This window comes from Brucella pseudogrignonensis (genome assembly GCF_031454375.1).
Lineage (GTDB): Bacteria > Pseudomonadota > Alphaproteobacteria > Rhizobiales > Rhizobiaceae > Brucella > Brucella pseudogrignonensis_A.
Genome location: NZ_JAVDQT010000005.1, coordinates 1 through 23,732, shown reverse-complemented (window position 1 = coordinate 23,732; position 23,732 = coordinate 1). Strand labels below are relative to the sequence as shown.

The window sequence follows — 23,732 nt, the reverse complement described above, 5'->3', positions numbered from 1 at the left end:
CTCACACTGCAATTCTGATCGTAGCATTTAAACCACGCTTCTCGTAGTTTAGTTCCACGGTTCCGCCAGCTTGAGCCGCCGTCGCCTTGATTAAACTCGTGCCGTATCCCGTACGGACGGGCTCCTGGACTGTCGGGCCTTTCTCTTCGCGCCACTGACACACGACATATTTACGGTCTTTCGGACCAGACTCCACGCGCCAAGAGATATCGACTTCGCCGCCCGATACGGAAAGAGCCCCGTACTTCACGGCGTTTGTTGTAAGTTCGTGAAAAATCATGCTAACAGGCAGAACTTTTGAAGCTGCTATTTCCACGGATGGACCAGCACAGCGAACGCGATTTAATCCGGGTTCGCCAACGGATTGTTTCACCAACAAGTCAAAATCAGCGGTCTCGTTCGTCGCCGCTATTTCCTGTGCGCGGAACGTCGTTTCCAATCGCCCTAGCAGCACCTGGCGAAATTCGGCCGCCGTTACGTCCTTCACCTCTGTTTGCATTGCAATTGCGCGGACAACGGAGAACAAATTCTTCATCCGATGGCGTGTTTCAGAAATGATAAACTCCATTTCTGCCGTACGGTGCTGGCGCTCCGTTACATCATCGAAGAGAACAAGAATATTTGAACCGTTGTCATCAGATTGAATTAAGCGACGTGCGTCGACCAGAAAGGTGCGCGGACCAATCGACGGAAAATCGTGCTTCACCTCAAAGCCAATGACGGCGGCCGCTCTGGGAATGACGGCTGAAATCAAAGTTCGAAGCTCTGGAACATCCCACTGTCCATCGCCAAGACTAAAGAAGCTCTTATCGAGGATGTCATCCCGCTCCACTTTAAACGTTTTGATGAAAGCATTGTTTGCAGTAATGACGTGCAAATTCTGATTAAGAACCACGATCGGCTGGGTCATCGTATCCACAACGCCCTGTGCTTGCACATGCCCGCTTCTGAGGAGACGGTAAAGATCTTCTAACATAGGTGTATCCATAAGTTCCTGACAAAAGCCAAAGCGAGCCACTTCAGCCAATAGGTTTGGAGACTTCCAGCCATATCTGAATTAAAGACGGCAAGAAGTTAAGAGTGTTGATCTCGGCACTATGCGAAATTGCTAATACAAACCATTGCAACCCCAAAATGGTTGCATGGAATTCGAGGATTTCTGATATTTGAATCAGTTTTGCACTATTGCCCGGCTCGACGAATGTAATGAATCTTATAATTCCACCACATCGATAACAGCAGAAATTCAAATTTCTATGACGGGACGTAATTTCACCGTTTTTTGATAATCTTAGTCAATCATCCAGAATTAGTGAGAAACTTATAAGAAAATATTGCAGACTATATTTGTCTAATTTCGATTACTAGTGCAGAAGATAAAAATATTAGGAATATTTATGCCTATGATATTTGCATCATCGTAATCTATACATCTAAATAAGACCTATAATTGGTTCTGAGATATCATAGACAAAGTAAACATACAAAAAAGCCAGTTTAAAAAAAAGCGAGCCGTAAGGCTCGCTTTTCATTCATTAAAGGTATCGGTTTCTTTCTCGTTCAATCTCTTCTGACGTATAGGGTTCCGCGTTGGGATCAAAATTCTGCCAGCCTTCGCGGGTATATACCTCGCGACGTGCGACCACATCGACACGTGATGCACCTGCCAGAATCGCATCTGCTTCAGCTGCTCTGTCTTCAGGGACGCGGGCAGTCACCAGTGAACCACCACGACGTACGCTTTCCGCGTAAACATTAGCATCCTCTTCGGAAACACCCGACTCTGTCAGTGCTCCAATAAGGCCACCTGCTACGCCACCGACCACCGCACCACCAACTGCACCGGCCAGGGTCGCTGCGAGCCAACCGGCAGCGACAACCGGACCAACACCCGGGATCGCCATAATTCCGAGGCCGGTTAACAACCCGCCCGCTCCGCCGATTGCAGCGCCAATACCGGCACCTACACCCGCACCTGCTCCAGCATTGGTTTCACCTTCCCGGTGATGAGAAACGATAGAAATATCATCTGACGGAAAGCCAGCAGTTTCCAGCCGGTTAACTGCATCTTTCGCGGCATCATAATTATCAAATAGTCCGGTAACAGTTTTCATTCTACGCTCCGATAAAAATTCTATTGAAAGATGAAGGTATCTCTGAAACCAGCTTTACATTGCCTTCGTGGTTACATTTCCCTGATAATCAAGCTGGACCTGGACCTTGTCTGCCCCTTTCATTGCAGAGGCATTCCAAATCCCATCTTCCCCCAGCTTAAGATCCGTGACGCTACTATATCCGGCTTCTTCAATTCGGGATTTTGCCTGATCCTCAGTGAAGCTATTCTCGCCTTTCACTGGTGCGTCGGGGTTCTTATCGCCTGGTGTACTAACCGCCGGCGTCTCTTTCGCCGTCGAACCCGTATCGGGAGCAGAAGTTTGAGCAAAGGCAACAGAAGGCGTAAGAAAACATGCGCTGACGAGCGCCATGGTGCTGATTTTCATGATGTTTCTCCGATATTCAAACTTATATTCTGGATGCTGAATAAACGTATGAATACGTTATCGGTTCCGTAAGCTGAGCGTTTGTATGAAGAATAACTGTGCCACCCTCTCTGATTGTCAGGAGCTCGCCCCGATTACGTTTCAAACTCCTATCTTAACGAACATTTTTCCGAGAAGTGTTTTAAACCTGTTTGAATGGCCCTGATAAATTCCGTGCATCACTGCATCATAATTATTTTCAATGGCTGTAGTGCAGTTACATGACTTTTTACGCAAAGGGGCCGCATCCTCAATGGTTACGACACCACGCTTTGTTGAAATAACCCCTTCTGCGCGAAGTTGCCTTATCGTCCCTGTTATAAACGTTCATCCTAAACCAAGCATTTCGGATAACTGGTCATGGGTGAGTTCAAAATGATCTGAATTTGTTCTGGCAGATGCAGACAGCAGCCATTTCGCCGTTCGCTGGCTAATGGTGAAGCACTCAGTCGGGATCAGCGCGCCTTTAGGGTTCTGTCACTTGTTGTACATGAGATGATGACCAATGCAGCAAAATACGGCGAACCCTCCACGAGCAATGGCCGGCTGGATATTAGCTGGCATCTTGAAGCGAATGGGGAATGCAGGATTATCTGGCAGGAGAGCAAAGGCTTTATAGTTGTACAGCCGACAAACACCGGCTTTGGAAACAAGCTGATCAGAAGCTCTTTCGACTATGACTTACGGGGAACAGTTCATATCGAACGCAAGTCCAATGGGCTCTACGCACCATTTCAAATTCCCGCAGCATATATTGGTTCAGAAGAGCTCATGATGACCAGGGAGGCTCAATTATACATATCAGAGAAACCTAAACTGAATGGCACTTCCATTCTCGCAGTTCAAGACCAGAGTCTTATCGCTATTGACGTGGATGACATACTGCAGGAAATGGGTGCGCATGACATAACACTTGTCAGTGATGCCGCAGGGGCTATGGCTGCCCTTTCGACTTTCAATCCGCACATAGCGATCCTGGATTTCAATCTTGGCTCCATTACGTCAGAGACTGTCGCAGTGCATCTTGCTGAACGCGGAATTCCATTTACTTTCATGACTGGATATAGTGATCAGTTATCCATTCCTAAACGCTTCCGGCATATCGAATTTATCCGCAAACCTATCGATATTTCATCGCTCAGTATAAAGTTGAATTCAATCATTAATGCACAGATCTGATCGATGGGGATGTGCTCTCAATAATCGCTATTTTTAATTTTGATAGTTTTAAACTTGATGAATAGAGTTTACCCGTTTCGTTTACCGGGTAGCTTTCTGAAGATTATGGGTCGTAGATTTTCAAATACTTCTGGCTTGGTATCGGAGAGACACTCGATTGCAGCTTCCAGGAGGTTGAGTGCCAGAAAATCAGCCTGGCTTTCTTCTTGCAATTTCTTGCGATCAAATGTCGTCTCGTTCGTGGTTGTCTGCCAAAATGCCAGTCCGATACGGGCCGCTGGATTGAGGCGTCTCAAACGCCGTAGAGTAAACTTGGCGCGATGTGCGGAGGCTATGTCCAGCACGCAAAGAACAATCGCAGTGGCACCTGCAATGTCTTCTTTGCGCAATTGACTGGGTTGAGTTTGCTCCTGATCAATCACCTTGGTTTGCGCTGCCTGAACCGCTAAAACCTGCGCCAGCATCGCAGCCGTAATATCATCCAAAGGACCACGACCGCCTACACAAATTATAGATTTGTTTTCACCTGAGGGGATTTGCAACATTTCGCCATCTTCGGTGTCTGATAACGCATCAACAGAGACAGTTTCTTCATTATCCTCTTCTTCATCGGCTATTTGTTTGAGATTTGCGACCAGCATTCTGGAACTCTGTGAAATCTGTTGTAGCTGTGTGTCACTGAGAACGCCGCGAATGCGATCCTGTTGTGCAATAAGCAGCGCTGGAATGGCTACGTTGCCGTAATATTCTACTAAAAATTGGTCTGATAATAATTCAAGCGCATTGTCGGTGGCCTCATTAGGATCACCAGCCAGAAGTCGTTGATAAAGCCTCTCTTCGGGATTGAGTACCGGCTCCGAGCCAAAAAGAATTTCAAGAAAGCGAAACTGCGGAACATAGCGCCCCAAAACGACCAAACATACGGTCAGTGGGGTTGAGAGTATCAATCCAATCGGACCCCATAACCATGTCCAGAAGATTGCAGAAACGATAATTGCTAAAGGTGAAAGGCCAGTCCGCGATCCATAGAGCCACGGCTCAATTACATTGTTACTGATGAGTTCAAGCAAAACGAAAAGCGCGATGGTCCATAAAATAAGATCCCATCCGGGTGCTATCGCAAATGCCAGAAAAAGTGGCATTATCGCTGCGATAACCGGACCAATATATGGCGCAAATCGTAAAACTATTGCCAGCATGCCCCATAAAAGAGCGTTCGGTACAGCTAAAATCCAAAGCCCAATGCCCAACGGCACGCCATAACTGATATTTACGACCAGCTGTGTGAGCAGATAGCGCCCCACACGCGTACCAGCCTCCTGCAAAGCTGAGGTGGTTCGATGAAGATCCCCATGACCCACCAGACGGATAAAGCGATCTCGTAATTCTTCTCTCTCGAGAAGCATGAAGACCACCACCACAATAACGAGCCCCAAAGTCGCAAGCGGCCCGATAAGCGGCCCCACGATTGTCTCAAGCGTTTGAATCGGATTTCGCTGTGAAAATATTTCTACGAGAATGGGCTTTCGCTCAGACTGTCCTGAGACGGCCTCATCGACAGTTTTTCTCTCATCCTGACTGATCTCCGCGCCAATACGTTCCGCAAAGCTGTTCAGGCGATTAAGCAGACCATTATCAGTACCAGTTTCCTTAAGCGTACGAATTTTCTCAATGATATTGTATTGATAGGTCGCAATGTTCTGACCAACTTCATTGACTTGAAATGCCAGAATTGCACCAAACAATCCAATAATCAGAAACCCGCCCGTAACGCTGGTGATAATGGCAGGCAAACGCGGTAAACCGATACGTCTGAGATCAGAGACAATCGGCGCCAGCATGAAGGTTAAAAGCACAGCAATGGCTAGGGGCAGGAAAACGTCTTGAGCAAAATATAGAATAGCAACGACTGCGGCGACAGCTGCAAGTGCGGGCAACCGGGATTGTTCCTGCGCCGCAGCTAAAGAGTGGTTACCACGTCCAAGTCCGCGTTGCATAATACCTCTTGCTCGTTCGTGTTCCTATTGTGCAAATCGATAAGTAGAGCTTGCATTTACATTGGCAAAGCATACGAAAAGAGGACTATTTACGGAAAATATTGGTTAGGATTTAATTAATACAATAGCCCCTACCGACAAGGCAAACCAGATACCGGGTTCAACACGATACGCAGAAAGCTCACTGCTTAAAGCAATGAGCTTTTCACAAAATGCGCCATCTGTCAGGCTTTATCGATAACGCTCTTTACAGCATCTTTGGCCTTACCCTTGGCCTGCTGTGCATCGCCCTTGGCTTCCTGAGCCAGACCTTTGGCTTGCATCTCTTTATTATCAATGGCTTTGCCGATTGATTGCTTAGCTTTACCAGCGAGTTCATTAGCTTTGCCGGATACCTTATCTGAGGTACTGCTCATTTTAACTATCTCCCTAAAGTATGTTTTTGTAACTCCATTTTAACAACGATAATCGCTAGAATTGGTTCCAAGGGAGTTTTCAATTTCGAAGTCCAGCACTCTGAAATCAGCGTTGAGATCGGGAAGGCATTATTAATAGAACTGAACCCACCGTGGCATCACTCCTGACCATGAATTTCCAGAGGAAGACGCAGGGAGAAAATGATGATTAGGACCAAAAACTCAGGGAAATCTATTCAACGATACGGTTGAGGATAAATGTTACATTTTCAAATAAGAGAATTACTAAAATGACTCACGCCCAAATCATGCGGGGAACGCCCAGCTGGCCCATAGCGCGCAGTTGTTAAACGCAATGGGCGAGTGCGATTGCTGATATTTGAATGGAGGCCTTTGTATTCTTCGGTCCAGACTTCAAACCGGTTAAGCTGATGTGGCCCAAAGGTTGAAAATAACGGAATGTCGCTGGCGTCTCTGCCACGCGCGACGAGAACCCGCCCTATCCTTGGCTGGTTATGACGGGCATCAACAGTAAACCACTTACCATCGAGGTAAACTTCAACCCATGCATTGTAGTCCATTGGTGATGGATCAGCGGGAACTCCAATATCGCCCATAAAACCGTTTGCATAGCGCGCGGGGATATTGAGTGCACGACAGAATGTAATAGCCAGGTGCGCGAAATCCCTGCACACACCCACTCGCTCATTGTACGCCTCAAGCGCGGTTCGCGTTGACCGGGCGTATCCATACGAAAAATTCAAATGAGAGTTTACGAAATCACAAATGGCGCGAACTTTGTCTGCACCACATTTATAATGCCCAAAACGGGTCCATGCAATTTGGGACAATCTATCAGTTTCGCAATATCTGCTGCCGAGCAAATAAGGGAGGCATTCGGTAGGCAAATTGGCAGGATCTACTTGATCCGCCATATTATTAAACACATCAGGGAGGCCGTCATTTTGAATAATCGCATCGTAATGGAGTATCGTTTCTCCAGGCGCTAAGGTATGTCGGTGCAATTCATTTCCGTGGATGTCAACGTGACAAGTACCAAAGTCATGTTGTGATTTTAACCACACAATATCGGGTTTATGATCAGGGTGAATGTTCAAATACGTGTAGACGGCTGTTGGAAATTCGACTTCCACGGCAATTTCGTAACCCAACCGAATAAGCATTGCCACTCTCCTCATCTGTTCAGAATTATAAACTGCAAACGCGCCTGGTTGTTCCATAGGCTATCGAAAAACTGTTATCAGGCGAATAGCTACAGTCTGCTTCCTTTTCCGCGTTAAGCCGCCCACGGAGCAACGAATTGGCAAAACCAAACGCGTCTTCCCGGGCGCAGTGAAATTGCATGCCAGTCGAATTTGAAAAAATAGACGATTTGGATGGCGGCAATATACCAATTGGCTTTATCGCAGTTTCGTCTTTCCCATATTCTAAAGCGGATAAAAAATTCACTTTTGTACATACCTTCGCACTAAGGTGGACCTGGCGGATTTGTGGACCTTGATTGATGAAACTGGTTGATCTCCAACAGCTCGTGCTCTGCTTCCTCAAAACTGGACCGTTTATAATCAGGGTTTTCCGCGCTATTTTCCCGGCGGTCCAATGTTGGGGCTCAGCGCACTGTTTGTGAGGGTCTCAACCAAATTTTGAAGGAAACTTAGGGGCTCAGGTCATTTCTTGAATAAGATCCGGGGTAATCCCCCGACAATTAACAGGCTTTAAAAGTAGAATTTTCTCGGCATTATGATCGAGGAGATTGTTGATGAAGATAAGCAGATTTAGCGAACCACAGATTCTTGCAATCCTGCGTCAGGCAGAAGGTGGTGTTATAGTACCGGAGCTATGTCGCGAACATGGAATGAGCAACGCTTCATTCTACAAGTGGCGCGCCAGGTATGGCGGCATGGATGCATCGATGATCAGCCAGATGAAGGCTCTGGAGGATGAGAACCGTCGGCTCAAGAAGATGTATGCCGAGATGAGCATGCAGACAGAGCTTTTAAAAGAGGCTCCTGGAAAAAAATGACGCGGTCATCTTAACGCCGAGAGATGGCCAGGTAAGCCGTGGCTCTACGCGGGGTCAGCATTGCACTGGCCTGCCGTACCTTTGGTGTCAGCGAGACCTGCTACCGTTACAGCGCCAAGCTCAACGAAGAGAACGAGCAGATCGCCGATCTGCTGATCGGGCTAACGAGGGCGAAGAAGAACTGGGGTTTTGGTCTTTGGGCTTTGGTCTTTGTTTTCTTTACCTGCGCAATGTCCGGGGGCATCGGTGGAACCACAAGCGCATATACCGCATCTACCGTGAGCTGGAACGGAACCTGAGGATCAAGCCACGCAAGCGGTTGAAGCGCGACAAACCCGATGCGCTGGCCGTGCCCGAAGCGCCAAATTTGATTTGGTCCATGGATTTCATGGCGGATCGGTTGGAAGACGGCAGGGAATTCCGGCTGTTGAATGTCCTGGACGACTTTGATCGAGAGGGGCTCGGCATTGAAGTCAACTTCTCACTACCAGCTGAGCGTGTCATTCGTTGCCTCAACCAGATCATCGAATAGCGCGAAACTCCGCGCAACTCGTGTGGATAATGGGCCTGAATATGTCAGTGGCAAGCTCATGGAATGGGCTGAAAAACAAGGCGTTACCATCAGTCACATCCAACCAGGAAAGCCGCAACGAAACGCTTATGTCGAACGCTATAACCGCACTATTCGGCACGAATGGCCAGACCAACACATCATTGAGAGCATTGAAGAGGCTCCGAAATTCGCTACTCAATGGCTCTGGACGTATAACAACGAACGGCCCGATTGTGCATCGGCGGCATCACACCCGCACCGAAACTAAAAATGGCTGCGTGAATTCTTCTAAAGAGGCCCGTTAAAAACGGGAAAATTAACCCACAAGCTGTAAACCGCATATGCTTAGCCGTATTGAAATGGTTAGGCCTATCTTCATTCTTGCGGCTGCCATTAATCATTTAGGTCCAATATCTAACGGCAGCAGTTATCTTTTATGGCAAGCATGACAAAATTATTATGGATTATGTCGGCGTAGAAAAACTAATATCATTATTTTGCAGCGATTTTACCAGTTTACCCAGTCCTACTGAGTTTGATCCCTTAATAAGCACATTATCGCCATCTGAAAGCCACTGCGCCAATTCAGCCTAGAGTATTTCAACGTTTGGATACCATTTGCCGAAGGGATCTGTTTCCCAAATACCCTCCAGTGCATTCCAAAAAAACTTCATTAAGGCTCCACATGCAAGAACGCAGTCTGGTTTTAAAGCAGCCACACGCAAAGCTAAATCTTCATGATATTTTATTGAATGATCGCCAAGTTCCAGCATATCGCCAAGTATGAGGATCTTTCGTGAATGTTTTGGAAGTGTATTAAATATCGAAAGAGCGTATTCCATTGAAAGGGGATTGGAGTTGTAAGATTCATCGATAATATTTATCAATTTGCCGTTTAAATCGATGCTAATATTTTCGCCTCGTCCCGAAAGGGAATTAAACGTACTTAGATTATTAATAAAATCGTCAATTTCCAGTCCTAGAATACTCCGAACAGCTAAACAGGCTAAGCTGTTGATTGCCATATGCAGGCCTCGAGCTGCCATTGCATATTCAACAATACGACCTTCAATTGTTCGCGCAGTTATGGCATTCAATTCGGGGTCAAATTTTAAGATCTGAAAGTCAGCATCAAGTGATTGACCATAGGTCACTATATTAAGACCACGCTCGACTGCTTTACTTTTTAACAATTCAAAACAATGCGTTTCCCGATAGATTACGGCCCATCCCTCAGGCTGGACACCCATAAAAATATTAGCTTTTCTTCGAGCGATATAATTCAGGTCTTTTCCGGGTGGCAAATGGGATGGCGCGATATTTGTGATTACCGCGATATCTGGCCTAGCCAGTTTGATATTCTGAAAATTAGGGGCATTAATGGCGCTTACTGCGGTTTCCATTATCACGAGATCGGTATGCTCATAAGTATTCGCTAAAAGATGAAGCAGTCCGACCCGGGAATTGTAATTTGTTCGCGCGTTGGAACTCACACTTCGATCAAACGACATAGCGTGCGCCAGCATGGCACTAAAAGATGACTTCCCTGCACTCCCCGTAACGGCAACGACTTTTCCCCGCAGTCGCTGACGACCTGCTACACCCAACTGCATCAATGCATGAAGGGGATCATCGACTTGAAGCGCAGGCAATGACGGGCGAAGGGTCGGCAATGGGCGCGCTATGATCGTACCTGCGAGACGATGCTGAATTTTCACCAGCCGTTGATGCGAATCCCAAAACTTACCGGAAAATTGCGAATACAATTCGTGACGGGCAACAATTTTAGTATCTGTAGCCACAAACATTCGGGGTTCAGGCATATCCTCATTGAAAATCATATTCGACTTATGTGAGATTGAACCGACGTACCAATGAGGCGGCGGAGCCGTAATCCATTTGCCACCCGTGATTTGTTCAATTTGTTTCGCATCCCATAATACTTTTGGCAATTGCGATAACTTTTTGTCGGTTGCCAGTTTATAAGTGGGAACGTTTGCCCTGAGTACGGCAAAAGCTTCAGTTGGTGACAGAGCAAACGGCACTTCAATTGGAAGCTTTATTCGATCAATGACCCCGTCTTTAGATCTAAGACCCACAAAAAGACTTAAGACATCGTCCTGCCATTTTTTGACGACAGGTGGGCGTAAGGCGTAGAGGTCACGATAGATCGTGCCTTTGGACCAGCGACTTGTCGGCCACATCCAGTCACATGGGTCATGATCGCAAGACACGCCCCATCGCCCGACACCCAGGCCATCACTATTTTCGGCTATGAAATCCAATCGCCAGTCGTGTGTGGTAGCCTCAGACAAAACCCAGTAGGATTCAACCCAGATTAAACCACGGCTCACTAATACTTCCGGACTAATCCGAACCCCTACCAATTCCAAAGGGCCGATTTTTATTGGTGTGGAAAGCTTTATGTCTTCTGGAACTGCGTCGACAACATAAGCGGATTGTGGTGAATGAAGCGGCTGCTGGTAAGGTTTCTCTGAAACGAAATCCCTACTTCCCCCCTGTTGTAAGATGGGTCGAATGGGTGGATGCAAATCAAGCACACCGGCGCCATTATCCATAACGTGCAAGCTGGTGCCAAACTCTTCGCATTTTTTCGCATAGCGCCGGGTGGCATTACGCGATGGTATTTCATCCAAATTCGTAGTCGTGCAAAATCCTATCTCCAGGGGAGTGAAGTATATTTTTTCTACGCCTAATCGACTAACCTCAAGTGTGAAGATCGCCGTATCTTTGTCACTTCTCCTAATTGCATCAAACAACAAATCCCCAGCATCGTGTATGATTGGCCGATCTTTGTATATCTCGATGCCCTGTAAGACATGCGCGGAAGATCCAAGTATGGCATCCGCACCAGCGTCAACTACTGCGTGTCCGACAGAGATCTCACTATGGGATGGAGAATGCTCATTATTGGCGCCCCAGTGGATTGCTACCAAAACAACGTCCGCAACCTGCCGCGCCTCGGCAATCAGCGGTTTAAGGCAAGAATACCAAACATCTGGCTTATTGATGTCAAGAAAAGCATGCCCTGCCGCGAACTCTGTTGCAGCAAAACTTCTTTGGGTTGAATCAATCGCAAAAAATGCGATGGTGACGCCCTTCACCCTGCGAATAACAGGTGTGAAAGCCTCTTTGAGAGTGGAACCTGACCCGGCATGATCAATCCCAGATGCTTTCAACCACTGTGCTTGCTCCATTAACGCGACTGAGCCATAATCACCACTATGATTATTTGCCGTCGCGACCAGCTGTATGTTCGCCTTTCGTAAGGCAGAGAGCATTTCGGGACGTGCGCGATAGTAATAGGAAGCCCTTTCTCCCTTGTTTAGCCCTTCTTGTCCATGCGTTGCGATTACACACTCTAAATTAACGATATTCAAATCAGATCTTTGGAGTACAGAAATGTTACCAAGACAAAAATTTTCTGTATTCTCCTGATAAGCATAATGGAACCTCCGTCCAACGTTTACATCACCACCCCATGATATCCATACCGTTTCAGGTGATTTCGAGATCATGTGCATATCGCCCATTCTGAATACCTTTTGGTGGGTTGATTGGCGCTGCTGCTGAGTTTCTGTATTGCAGGAATGCTACCAAGCCAGATAAGTAATGCTCAACATCATCAATGCGGATGCGAAACGCATGATGGCGAATAAAAAAGCTTCCATTAATCTTCCATGGATTTGCGTAAAACATAGCGAGTTCCGGCCAGAAGTGACCATTTAGAAGATGATGGGCGCGGGCTTCCAACGCGCGATAAAACCTGTCTAAGTCCAAACTTTCCAATAAATGTGAGTGTTTCGTGGACGTTTGTAATCTCAATACCATTTCCTGTGCGGCCATCATCAATTCTAGCAGAGTTGGAAATGTTGTGATCCTGTTTTCAACAAAATCTAAATAATCTTTAAAATTGTTTAGCCCGAAAACAAAGTATTCGCTCTTTGGCCTGTAACGCGTAATTTCGTTAACCGCATAAGAGAGCCAATGATCGTGGGCCTTCCAATGCTCAGCTGCGATAAAATACTCAAAGCTTTTTTCAACGGCATTTATCCAGCGTTCATCTCCTGTGAGAGAATAAAGCTTCATTAAACCAAACGCCGCCTCTCCATCATAGTATATTATGCGAAAATCTGATTTTACAGTTAGTTCCGGATAATTCAGAACATGAGTAAATTTTCCAGCATCCTTATCCTGCATATATAATATTCCGCATGCGAGCTTATTGAGGATCTCGTGGTATCGATCAGTCATTAACACTTCACTGTACTTAACAAGCGCCAATAAACAGACCGCATTTCCTCCAAGCTTTATTTCAGCGTTCTCATCAACCAAAAATGCAAGATCACGCTTTTGATGAATCACCACCTTAATCAATTCTTCTGTGAGATAAGCGACAGCTCTTTCGATCGCATCTCCAAGCAATGGATCTCGCGTAACAGACCATGCTTCAATCATCGCATATAAAGTGCTGGCATGCCTAAGGCTATTGTAGGCCTTTATGGGGCGATCAAAACATGGGTGCCACCCGTAAATGAAACGGCCTGATTGCTCGACCTGTGTTGAAAGAAACTTACTTCCCCTATCAATAAGTCCATAAATATCCTCTTTTGACATTCGCTCGATCGTTCGACGCCCAGTCGTTCCTCCTGCGCCTGAGATCAGGTGAACAGTGTTTTCCTCGCAGTCGATGAATACCGCTTGTGTCGAAAACTTGTAGACGATGTCATCGGGATTCATACTGACATTGGACAAGCTGTGGCGGATCTTTGCGTATCGAAGAAAATTATTGGTGTTGATCACTGCATGTTCAATTTGCCCGCCCCCGTAAAGCATGGCATTCGCATTCAGTTCCGTTTCTAAAAATGCATGGCGAAATTGCTTATCCAGCGATAAGCCGTAGCGATAGTAATTGCGCTTTGTGTTCTTCAAGTCCTTTTGGAGCGCTTTCCAACTAAGCGTCTCCACGTTTTCCAGCCAATCAACTCGGAGCCATCTTACTGCATCGCTTTTACCAACCAATTGAACTGTCTTCTCGATCGCCGCTTTCCAGCCATCACGAAAATTGGTCGCGCGAAACGTATGTGTCTCAGCGCGTTGTTTAGCATCCGTAAAAGAGATAAAAAGTACAACACAATCAAAACTCTCTCGTCTTATCGAAGCCTTTACTCCATCTCTGACCCGCTCTTCGATTTTATCAAATAATGCTTTGATTTTTTCCGACATACCATTTCCGATAAATGAGTTTTTATTACATCTCTATTTGATCTATCACTACCCCTATCTAACGATATGAGTTTCCCAACATCTAAGCCTTATCGCTCCCGCAACGCTTCGCTGGCTCTGTTAAACGGCTTGATCAGATACTCGAATACTGTTTTGGCGCCAGTGTGAATATCTACCGTGGCAATCATGCCCGGAACGATTGGGAAGCGCTGATCATTCTTGTTCATAAGCGCATCTGTTTCCGTCTTGATGAACACACGATAATAATACTCCTCAGGCTTGATTTCGTCCTGAATAGTATCCGCAGAAATGCTCACAACCTTACCTTCAAGCGCTCCATAAATCGCATAATCATAGGCCGTGATTTTCACAGTCGCGCGCTGATCGGGGTGAATATAGGCAATATCACGCGGCAAAACCCGTGTTTCGATAAGCAACTGCTCATCAAGTGGCACGATTACCATCAGCTTACCGTTGGGAGGAACGACGCCGCCAATCGTTGCCACCTCAATATTCTTGACGATACCGCGCACCGGCGAGCGCAGCGTCATACGTGCAAGGGAATCGGAACGCCCACGGATAACAGATGATAGCGAATCCACTTCGGCATTGGCCTTTGCCAGTTCCTCACGCGCTTGCACAATATAATCAGATTTAATCTCGGTTTCTTTCAGTTGAAGCTCAACCAACTGTCGTTTCAGGCGGATCACTTCAACATTGCTGGCCGCACCCATCTTGCTCAATGACTGACTGATGTTCAGCTCATCCTGCACCAGCTGTTTTGATTCAGCGATCCATTGCAGCGCTTCTTTCAAGCTTTGCTTGCGCGCTTCAAACAGCCTTGTCTCCGAGGCAAGAAGCGCAGGAAATGCATCCAGTTCCGGTGAAAATTGCAGTTCAGTCTGGCTGACTTCAGCGTTAAGGCGTGCGGAGCTTGCAAGTGCAGCACGATATTTTGCTGAACTTTCCTGAACACTCGACTCTGTCACTGTGGGATCAAGCTGGGCAAGTATCTGTCCCGGTTCGACAACATCGTCCTGACGCACCAGCAGCCTGGCGACAACGCCACCCTCAAGTGACTGAATGACCTGCTCCTGAGAGGTTGGCACGACCTTGCCGGTTCCTGTTGAAACCTCGTCCAGCAAAGCCAGATAAGACCAGCCGATGAGAACTGCGAAAAAGACAAAAACCAGCCGCACAAAGCGCTTTGACCGCTTAAGCCGCTGCCCCTGCTCGCTTCCATTAACCCAGGCTCCAAAGTCTCCGCCCACGGCCGTCATATATTCTCTCCGGGTTATATCGTATTTGTTGGTTCCACTTTGCTCATGCCACGCAGGGTTTGCAGCCCGCGCTCCTTGCTGTCGTCCAAGGCAACCTGACCGTTCTCAATAACAATGAGACGCTGCACCAATTCAAGGACACGCATGCGGTGGGTTGCGATAATCACCGTGCGTCCCGCACTCCACTTGGCAAACTGCTGGATGAAATGGCGTTCTGTCGCCTCATCCATTGTCGATGTAGGTTCATCGAGCAGAATCACAGAGGGATCACGGATAAGAAGACGCGCCAGAAGAATTGCCTGTTTCTGACCGCCGGAAAGACCACCGCCACCTTCCTGCACCAGATGTTCAAGACCTTTTGGCAGCTTACGCACAAAACTATCGGCACCAACCATAACCAGTACGCGCTGGATTTCAGCATCCGATGCGTCCGGGGCGCCCATGGTGATGTTTTCGCGCAGCGATCCGAAAAACAGCCGCGAGTTTTGCGTCAGCAAACCGACATCGCGCCGAACATCTGCGGGATCGATCTGTGGCAGGGATAAATCATCAAGCAAAACCTCGCCGTCAGATGCGTCAAGCAATCCAGACATGGCCATCAAAAGCGTAGATTTACCCGCACCATTTCGACCAAGAACAGCGATACATTCGCCCTGCTCTACTTTCAGGTCTTTAACGAGCAACACTGGCGGAGAGCTCTCATCACCATACCGAAACAGTGCGCTTTTCAGCTGGTAAGAACCGTTGATTTTTGGGCAATGAATTCGCGTTTCAGTGTCAGGATGATCAACCGGCATCTGCATCAGCTGATCAAGACCTTTTTTGGCGATACGTGCGTGCTGCAGGCGACCCAGAATTTGCGAAAGTTGCCCCATCGGTGCCAGCATGCGCGATCCGAGAATTGATGCGCCAACCAAAGCACCCGTCGTCATGTCGCCGGCAATAATCAGCGGCGCACCCGCAAAGACCGTAAGAGCATAAACGCCGGCCTGCACATTCTGTGTCCAGACACTGAGGCTATTTGTGAGCGCACGCAATCTGATCTGCGCTTCGCCTGTTACGGCATTAAAATGGTTCCACTGCTGCTGAAAGTGGTCCTCGGCCTGAAGACCTTTTATGTCTTCGATCCCCTGCACGGTTTCCACCAGCATGGCATTGCGCAGCGAGGCTTCGCGCATGGCCTGATTGGCATAAATCCTCAACCTACGTTGCAACAAAAGCCCCGGTATAATCAGCGCAACCAAGGCACCGAGCGGAATGGCAACCATCCATCCAGCCAGGAACCAATAGATAACCAGAAACATAAAGAAAAACGGCAGATCGGCAAGGGCTGCAACAGTCGTGGATGTCAGCAGTTCACGCACTTGCTCCGTATCGCGAAGCTGAGCGATGAACGAGCCAGTCGATGTTGGTCTCGCGCGGTTTTTAACCCGAAGCGCATGACCAAAAACCACATCCGACATTTGCAAATCAGACTGTTTGCCCAACACATCGATGATGCCCATGCGTGCACGTCGCATAAGAAAATCGAACAGAATTGCCAGCAGAACACCGCTAAACAGAACGTAAAGCGTATTGAAAGATTGCGCAGGTACGACGCGATCATAGACCTGCATGGAAAAAAGAATACCTGCAAGGCCAAGCGTGTTGGCGATCAGTGACGCGACGAGGACATGGCCGTATGAACCCATATCGCGAAACAGAATGCGTCGCAGCCAGTTCTCTTCAAAAGGTTTTATGTAGGCATCGACACGCGCATCAGGAACGGTTTTCGACGGGCGGGCGAGGATGATTTTTTCGGTTTCGGCCAGAAGCACTTCAAGCTTGAAAGGCTGCTCCAGACCTTGCTCGCCAATCATCCAGGCGCTGACTTCCCGATCTTTCGACAGGGTATTTACGACAGCGAGCTGCCCGTCATTAAGCTTCAGCACGAAAGGCAAATGCCATGTCGAAAGTGTGATCGTCGCGGGATCAACAAACCTTATTCCGAGGCCGACATGCCGCGCAATAGAGCTTATCTTTGTATTTTCGTCCGCGCTAATGCTTGCGGCCGCTGCAATCTTTGCGCCCTGCAGAGATATCGGAATGCGATAATGCTGCGCGACGCGTCCAAGCGCTTCAAGCCACTCATCCGCATCAAAACTCAAATTTCCCGCAGGATTCTTCAACCGTTCAGCGGGTTCATTCAGATCAACACCATCAAAGCCGGGAGGGTTTTCGTCATGCCTCATAGTGTACCTCCGCCTTCCCGCAACATTGATGCATTAAGACCAAAACTTTGGCGCGTCTTGCCGGAACTGTAGAGACAATTGATATCCAGCCGACGGATGTCATGAACCGTGTTAGCGGTCTGGAACCGTGCCTCATGCAGTTCCTGCTCGGCATTCAGCAGATCAAGCAGCGTTCGGGTGCCAAGCTCGACATATTGCTCGCGATAGAGATCACGGGTTTTGACCATCATTTCGGCACGTGACTGAAGCGAGCCCATAAGCCGGTTCAAAGTACCAATCTGGCTACGCGACTCCATGAGATTGCGCTGAACATCAAAACGCGCCGTGCTGATCGCTGCTTCAGCTGACTGCAAGGCATAAGAGGCAGCGCGTTTGCGTGCGGCTGTCTGGCCACCATTATAAAGGCTGGAAGAGACATTCACGCCGACTGAATATTCGGGTTGCCGATCATTGCTGCGCGTATCATCGCGCGAGGCATTGAGATCATAGCCGGTTGTCGCTTCAAGTGAGACTGTCGGCAAGCCATCTGCGCGGCTCGCTGCAAGCTGCGCTTTGGCTTCCTCGCGTGCAGCTTGCGCCTCAAGCATCGCAGGCACCTGCTCCCAATCGGGTGCAGATATGCTGCAAGCATTTCCAAGCCACGACGGGACCGATGATGCAGGATTAGGCGACCCGCCACCAATGAGCGCGGAAAGTGCAACCTGCCAGCGGCTCAGCTCCGATTGATATTGGAGTTGGTTTGCGAGCGCCGATTCAACACGCGCATCTGCCTGTACCTTGTCAGACATTGTGCTGGCGCCTTTATCGGTCCGTTCATTCACAAGACCAGCAATTTTCTTAACGCCGTCAACTTGCGCTTTTGCATAGGACGACAGCGTACGATAGCGCTGCACCTCAACAATTGCATTGGCAGTATCGCGCGCCAGATTATCGACTGTGAGAAGCAAACGCGCGTGGTTGATGGCCTTGCCCGCACGTTCCGTATCGACCGCACTCGATACTTTGCCAAAATCATAAAGCATTTGCGATGCGCCGACATTAAACTGCGGTCGCCATCCATTTGTGTTGTTGCTTTGATAGCCAGAATTCACACCCGCTTGCAGCTTGGGATAATAGCCCGCCTGTGCTGCACGTATGCGTTCATCAGAGGCCAAAATTCTACCAGACGCTTCATCAACAGCAGGGTGCCAGCCCAGCGCCCGCCGGACGGCAGTTTCCATCGTAAGGGACCCACCATCCGGGAGCCCGGCCGCCGACTTGGGAGACGTGGCACTCGTCACAGCACTCCTATCAACCGCTGGTACGGGGGCGGAACCAGCAGTTGATAGGGGCCGCGGGGCTTCAGTCTTCTTTGACTGAGACAGGTTGTCATTTGTCAAAGCGAGATTGTTTGCAGACATTTGGCACGCAGCCAAAAGGCATGAAATCATCGATATTGTCGCGAAACGTCTTAAAACCTGGAATTTTCGCATCGAGTATCCGTTATGACCGGCACAGGCCGGTATTTCATGATCTGACTTTCGCCGCCGTGGCCTCGGCGGCGAAAGGAAATCTCGGCCGATCAGACCGCGTGTGTCGTGTGAAGATCATCCTCCTGCGTGAGCGGATCAGGGACCAGATGACTGAGTGGATCATCAAATGCATCCGCATTCTCACCCACGTCAGCACTGCTGCCATTCATCGCGTTAGCCGAAACAAAACTATCTTGATCCGAGGTTTGGTCTTCCCCGAATGGCAGGGGTACATCACCGCTACCATCATCAAGGAACACGCCTTCTGTCAGACTGTTTTCAGCAGCATGTTCACCAGCGGAACCTGCATCTGCGACTTCACCAAGATCACCAATCGGAACGACATCACTGTCGCTGTGATCTGCCCCGTCTGCATCACTGTTTCCATCATCGGTCACAGTATGAGCAGCCACCAGATTGTCGTCCGTTTGACTATCGGTATGAGTATTGGTGTCGTCGTTGTGTTCAGCCGTCGCAGCCGCATTTTCGTGATCAGCCGCAACGACACTATCATCATGCACGGTATCTTCTGCGAAACGAGCAAGTGATATTTGACCCATCTCCTGAAGATCGACAGTCAGTTGTGCAGTCGATTCATGACCATTTGGCAGAACGATCTTATAAGTAAAGCTTTCCGATGCTTCGCGATCAGCATAGCTCAGGTTTGCATGCGGCTGATACTTATAAGAACCGTTACTGTAGATCGTCAGATCACCGTAGGTTCCGGCGACAACCGTTCCTGTTGCAAGAACATTTACGAAGCCCGCAGAACCCTGAACCTGCAATTTCGCAGTGACTGGCAGAGAGCCATCATTGTCGAACAGGTTGCCCGTCGTACCCGAATTACTCTGTTTGATGAACTGATCCGTATAAGTAACGTTAACATCAGTATGGATGCTGACAGCGCCCAGAACACCAGTCAATGTCGTATGAACGCGATACTCACCAGCAGGAAGATTTAGGCTTCCAAGGTCGATAGTTTTAACAACCCCCAGTAAGCCAAGTGGAATATTGAAGGTTTTGTTCGTGCTGACATCAACCCAGTCATTGCCAACTTTTACTTGAAGGGCAACTGTACCCGCGCCGCCAACCGTGAGAGTTGAACTCAGTGTAATGGTACCACTAGCGATCATATTATTACCGATAGTGAATGTATTACTATTAGTCTGCGCATTACCTCCAAGAGCAGCACCTAAACCCTGAGTCTGATCAACAAATGTATTGTTCACCACATTGGCCCAGATTATTCCGGCCGTATCAGTGTCGTTAGTTGCAGCGAAGTCGTATGTCGCATCCTCTGCAAAGTTATTGTTATCCCAGACAAGACCCTGACCATCACTATCAATTCTGATGTTCAGCTCAGCCTGTGTGTTGATACCTGTCAGTGGATCAAATTTGGTGTAAGTGAACTGATCAACCTTACCAATGCTCTCCAGACTTCCATTCGGTGTGTAGGTGTATGAACCATCCTGATGGATTACCAGATTGCCGTATTGACCTTCGATTGTTGTTCCTTGAGTACCCGGCGCGACAGCGTGAGGTATTCCCTCAACAGTAACGCTGGTGACGAGATGACCTGAACTGATAGCCGTTCCGTCATTAGCAAGGACGTTACCCTCGACATCTTCAACCTGAACACCTGAAGGCTCAACATAGTTGAGATCAGTTCCCGAAACCTGCAGATTGCCGATCAATCCGACGCTCAGCAGACTTTGCGAAGCAGCAAAGGCGCGATAAGTACCTTCGCCCAGAAGCGCACTGGCTTGAGCACTGTTACCGAGAAGTGTCAGGTTAAGCAGTGTTGCGTCACCACTACCATCCACGGATGACCACGTTCCGTCTGGCATAAGCTTCTGGACAACAATTGTTGTACTGGAAGCCACGTCCACACCCAACAGCTGGGAATAGCTGAACTGCAGATTCTGTTGATGACCTTGTGCAACCACGAAGTTGCTGGAAGGAACACTCAACACCGTAATATCTGTACCAAGCAGCCCGACCAGCAGAACATAAGCTGCATTCGGATGGGTGACGTTGGTTGAAGTCGGCACAATATTCACTTCTGCCGACACATTGTCCACGATTGGAGCCGTGCTGGCCGGATCAATCAATGGCGCAGTTGCAGAGGCAGATTCAGAGACGTTTTCAGCCGCATCCTCAAGTGTCGCCGAGAGCTGTCCACCATCGCGTTGCGGCGGGTTAAGGGTGATCTGGAAGCTGCCGTTGCTGCCGACATTACCCTCGCCAACAATATTGTTATCCCCATCGCGAATAACAACCTTGGTTTCAGGCTCACCCTTACCGCTGATGGTATTGCCGTCAGGGCTGACACTCAATTCTGTCGGTGCAGCTGGCGGCAGAGTATCCGGCACTGTCGCAGAGCTTTCTTCCGACTGATTGCCCGCTTCATCGGTCTGGGTAACCAGCACATTCTGACCATTGCTCTGCGCAAGTTCATATGTTGCAGAACCACCTGCCCCTAGCGGAACCGTAGCGATGATGCCGCCCTGAGCATTGTAGATCGTGGCCGTCGCATTTGGCTCACCGGTAATTGTCAGCGTAATACCGTCTTCGCCCACAGTGACGGTCGGAGCGGGTGGTGCTAGTGAGTCTGGTAGCGTAACCGGCGTTTCCTCGGAAATATTACCAGCTTCATCTGTTTGCGTAACGGTAACATCCTGACCGTTGGTCTGTTCGAGCACATAGGTTGCTTCACCTGTCTCACCAAGTTCGACAGTATCGATAACTTCGCCATCTGCGTCGTAAATGGTAGCCGTCGCACCCGGTTCACCCGTGATAGTCAGTGTGACGCCGTCTTCGCCCACAGTGACTATCGGAGCTTCTGGTGCCAGAGTATCTGGAACCGGAACAACAGCCGCATCCGAGACATTGCCTGCAACATCTGTCTGCTTGACGTTCACATCCTGTGCATTGAGCGGATCAAGAAGGATCGAGCCTGCGCCCTCACCATCAAGAACAACCGTGCCAAGTGGCGAGCCATCCGCTGCGGTGATCGTTGCAGTCGCACCAGGCTCACCGGTAATTGTCAGCGTGACACCGTCTTCGCCAACTGCAACCTCACCAATGGCACATCAGGTGCCAAGGTATCTGGAACCGGAACGACAGCCGCATCTGAGACATTGCCTGCAACATCTGTCTGCGTGACGTTCACATCCTGTGCATTGAGCGGATCAAGAAGGATCGAACCTGCTCCTGCACCATCAAGAACAACCGTGCCAAGTGGCGAGCCATCCGCTGCGGTGATCGTTGCCGTTGCACCAGGCTCACCGGTAATTGTCAGCGTGACACCGTCTTCGCCAACTGCAACCTCAACCAATGGCGCGTCAGGTGCCAGCGTGTCAGGAACTGACACTTCGGTCTCAAGTGACTCATTATTGGAAGCGTCGGTAAGAGTTACGGTAACTTCCTGACCATTGGTCTGTTCAAGCTGATAGGTCGCTTCACCTGTACCATCAAGTCCAACCGTTCCAATCACTACGCCCGCAGAATTGTAGATAGTAGCAGTTGTATTCGGCTCACCAGTGATCGTGAGCGTACGTCCATCTTCACCTATTGTTACTTCAGGAGCGTCTGGTGCATCCGTATCAGCATCGGCATCTGCGTCGGCATCCGCGTCGGCATCAGCGTCAGCGTCAGCATCGGCATCCGCGTCAGCGTCAGCATCAGCGTCGGCATCCGCGTCAGCGTCGGCATCGGCATCGGCATCGGCGTCAGCGTCGGCATCAGCATCGGCATCGGCGTCAGCGTCAGCATCAGCGTCGGCATCCGCGTCAGCGTCGGCATCGGCATCGGCATCGGCGTCAGCATCAGCGTCAGCGTCGGCATCAGCGTCAGCATCGGCGTCAGCGTCGGCATCGGCATCGGCATCGGCGTCAGCGTCAGCGTCGGCATCAGCATCCGCGTCAGCATCGGCGTCAGCATCCGCGTCGGCATCAGCATCCGCGTCGGCATCAGCGTCAGCGTCAGCATCCGCGTCAGCGTCAGCGTCAGCATCGGCGTCAGCGTCAGCATCCGCGTCAGCGTCGGCATCAGCATCCGCGTCGGCATCAGCGTCAGCGTCGGCATCAGCGTCAGCGTCGGCATCGGCATCGGCGTCAGCATCCGCGTCGGCATCAGCGTCGGCATCACCATCATCAATAATTGGAGCAGTTATGAAAGTTGCCCCTGATGCGTTTCCAACGGCGTCTTCAAGAATAACAGAAAGCTGGCCGCCTTCGGTCTGCGCGGGATTTAGTGTAATTTCAAAATTACCATCATCGCTTACAATCCCTTCCCCAATGATATTGTTATTGGAATCTCGTATTAAAACCTTAGCGCCAACCTCGCCTTTCCCTGTCAAAATTGCTCCATCAAGACTCACACTCAAGTCGATAGGAGCATCAGGACCAAGCGTGTCTGGCAGAGAGACCGCGGTTTCATCAGAGACGTTACCGGCTGCATCAGCCAACGTAACCGTCACATTCTGACCGTCGCTTGCAGGAACTTCAAATGTGGCTGAACCATCGTCGCCAAGTACAACTGTGCCAAGAACAGCGCCGCCAGGGCCACGGATCATAGCCGTAGATCCAGCCTCGCCAGTGATCGTGAGCGTGCGTCCATCCTCTCCAAATGTTACTTCAGGAGCATCAGGACCAAGCGTGTCTGGCAGAGAGACCGCGGTTTCATCAGAGACGTTACCGGCTGCATCAGCCAACGTAACCGTCACATTCTGAC

14 protein-coding genes and 1 pseudogene are annotated in these 23,732 nt (G+C 49.1%); 2 read left to right on the top strand and 13 right to left on the bottom strand.

What is annotated here, in order from left to right; all coding sequences use genetic code 11:
• Nucleotide 1 precedes the first annotated feature (1 nt).
• The 3 genes from J2782_RS14885 to J2782_RS14875 all read right to left on the bottom strand — a co-directional run bounded on the left by J2782_RS14885 (nt 2) and on the right by J2782_RS14875 (nt 2,501).
• Nucleotides 2-976, bottom strand: a complete 975-nt coding sequence (locus tag J2782_RS14885) for a PAS domain-containing protein (protein WP_310013948.1) — start codon at nt 974-976, stop codon at nt 2-4.
• A 559-nt stretch (nt 977-1,535) separates the two neighbouring features.
• The gene (locus J2782_RS14880; protein ID WP_310013945.1) at nt 1,536-2,114 is read right to left on the bottom strand and encodes a general stress protein; all 579 of its coding nucleotides are present in this window, start codon (nt 2,112-2,114) and stop codon (nt 1,536-1,538) included.
• 54 nt (nt 2,115-2,168) lie between these two features.
• Nucleotides 2,169-2,501, bottom strand: a complete 333-nt coding sequence (locus J2782_RS14875) for a PepSY domain-containing protein (RefSeq protein ID WP_310013943.1) — start codon at nt 2,499-2,501, stop codon at nt 2,169-2,171.
• Between the two features lie 534 nt (nt 2,502-3,035).
• Between J2782_RS14875 and J2782_RS14870 the strand changes: the two genes are divergently transcribed.
• A complete protein-coding gene (locus J2782_RS14870) occupies nt 3,036-3,719 on the top strand; it encodes a hypothetical protein (protein WP_310013940.1) in 684 nt (227 codons plus the stop codon).
• A gap of 68 nt (nt 3,720-3,787) precedes the next feature.
• Here the strand turns inward: J2782_RS14870 and J2782_RS14865 are convergent, their stop codons facing one another.
• The 3 genes from J2782_RS14865 to J2782_RS14855 all read right to left on the bottom strand — a co-directional run bounded on the left by J2782_RS14865 (nt 3,788) and on the right by J2782_RS14855 (nt 7,316).
• Entirely contained in the window at nt 3,788-5,716 is a 1,929-nt protein-coding gene (locus J2782_RS14865) for an AI-2E family transporter (protein ID WP_310013938.1), read from the bottom strand.
• Between the two features lie 224 nt (nt 5,717-5,940).
• Nucleotides 5,941-6,132, bottom strand: a complete 192-nt coding sequence (locus tag J2782_RS14860) for a CsbD family protein (RefSeq protein ID WP_310013936.1) — start codon at nt 6,130-6,132, stop codon at nt 5,941-5,943.
• A gap of 269 nt (nt 6,133-6,401) precedes the next feature.
• The gene (locus J2782_RS14855; RefSeq protein ID WP_310013934.1) at nt 6,402-7,316 is read right to left on the bottom strand and encodes a transglutaminase-like domain-containing protein; all 915 of its coding nucleotides are present in this window, start codon (nt 7,314-7,316) and stop codon (nt 6,402-6,404) included.
• Nucleotides 7,317-7,912: 596 nt separating this feature from the next.
• Between J2782_RS14855 and J2782_RS14850 the strand changes: the two are divergent.
• A pseudogene (locus J2782_RS14850) lies at nt 7,913-9,011 on the top strand (IS3 family transposase).
• A gap of 308 nt (nt 9,012-9,319) precedes the next feature.
• Here the strand turns inward: J2782_RS14850 and J2782_RS14845 are convergent.
• The 7 genes from J2782_RS14845 to J2782_RS14815 all read right to left on the bottom strand — a co-directional run.
• The gene (locus J2782_RS14845; RefSeq protein ID WP_310013932.1) at nt 9,320-12,283 is read right to left on the bottom strand and encodes a CapA family protein; all 2,964 of its coding nucleotides are present in this window, start codon (nt 12,281-12,283) and stop codon (nt 9,320-9,322) included.
• The gene (locus J2782_RS14840; protein WP_310013930.1) at nt 12,249-13,976 is read right to left on the bottom strand and encodes a hypothetical protein; all 1,728 of its coding nucleotides are present in this window, start codon (nt 13,974-13,976) and stop codon (nt 12,249-12,251) included. Before J2782_RS14840 ends, J2782_RS14845 begins: the two co-directional genes overlap by 35 nt.
• Before the next feature lie 89 nt (nt 13,977-14,065).
• Nucleotides 14,066-15,256, bottom strand: coding sequence for a beta-barrel domain-containing protein (locus tag J2782_RS14835; protein WP_310013928.1), 1,191 nt, complete (start codon nt 15,254-15,256; stop codon nt 14,066-14,068).
• Between the two features lie 14 nt (nt 15,257-15,270).
• Nucleotides 15,271-17,487: a type I secretion system permease/ATPase gene (locus J2782_RS14830; protein ID WP_310013926.1), complete on the bottom strand. Its 2,217-nt coding sequence runs from the start codon at nt 17,485-17,487 to the stop codon at nt 15,271-15,273.
• On the bottom strand, nt 17,484-18,707 hold the full coding sequence (locus J2782_RS14825) for a TolC family outer membrane protein (protein WP_310013924.1): 1,224 nt from the start codon (nt 18,705-18,707) through the stop codon (nt 17,484-17,486). Before J2782_RS14825 ends, J2782_RS14830 begins: the two co-directional genes overlap by 4 nt.
• A gap of 341 nt (nt 18,708-19,048) precedes the next feature.
• The gene (locus J2782_RS14820) at nt 19,049-22,042 is read right to left on the bottom strand and encodes a BapA/Bap/LapF family large adhesin (RefSeq protein WP_310014396.1); all 2,994 of its coding nucleotides are present in this window, start codon (nt 22,040-22,042) and stop codon (nt 19,049-19,051) included.
• 2 nt (nt 22,043-22,044) lie between these two features.
• On the bottom strand, nt 22,045-23,732 hold a 1,688-nt coding region (locus J2782_RS14815; protein ID WP_310013922.1), incomplete at its 5' end, for an Ig-like domain-containing protein.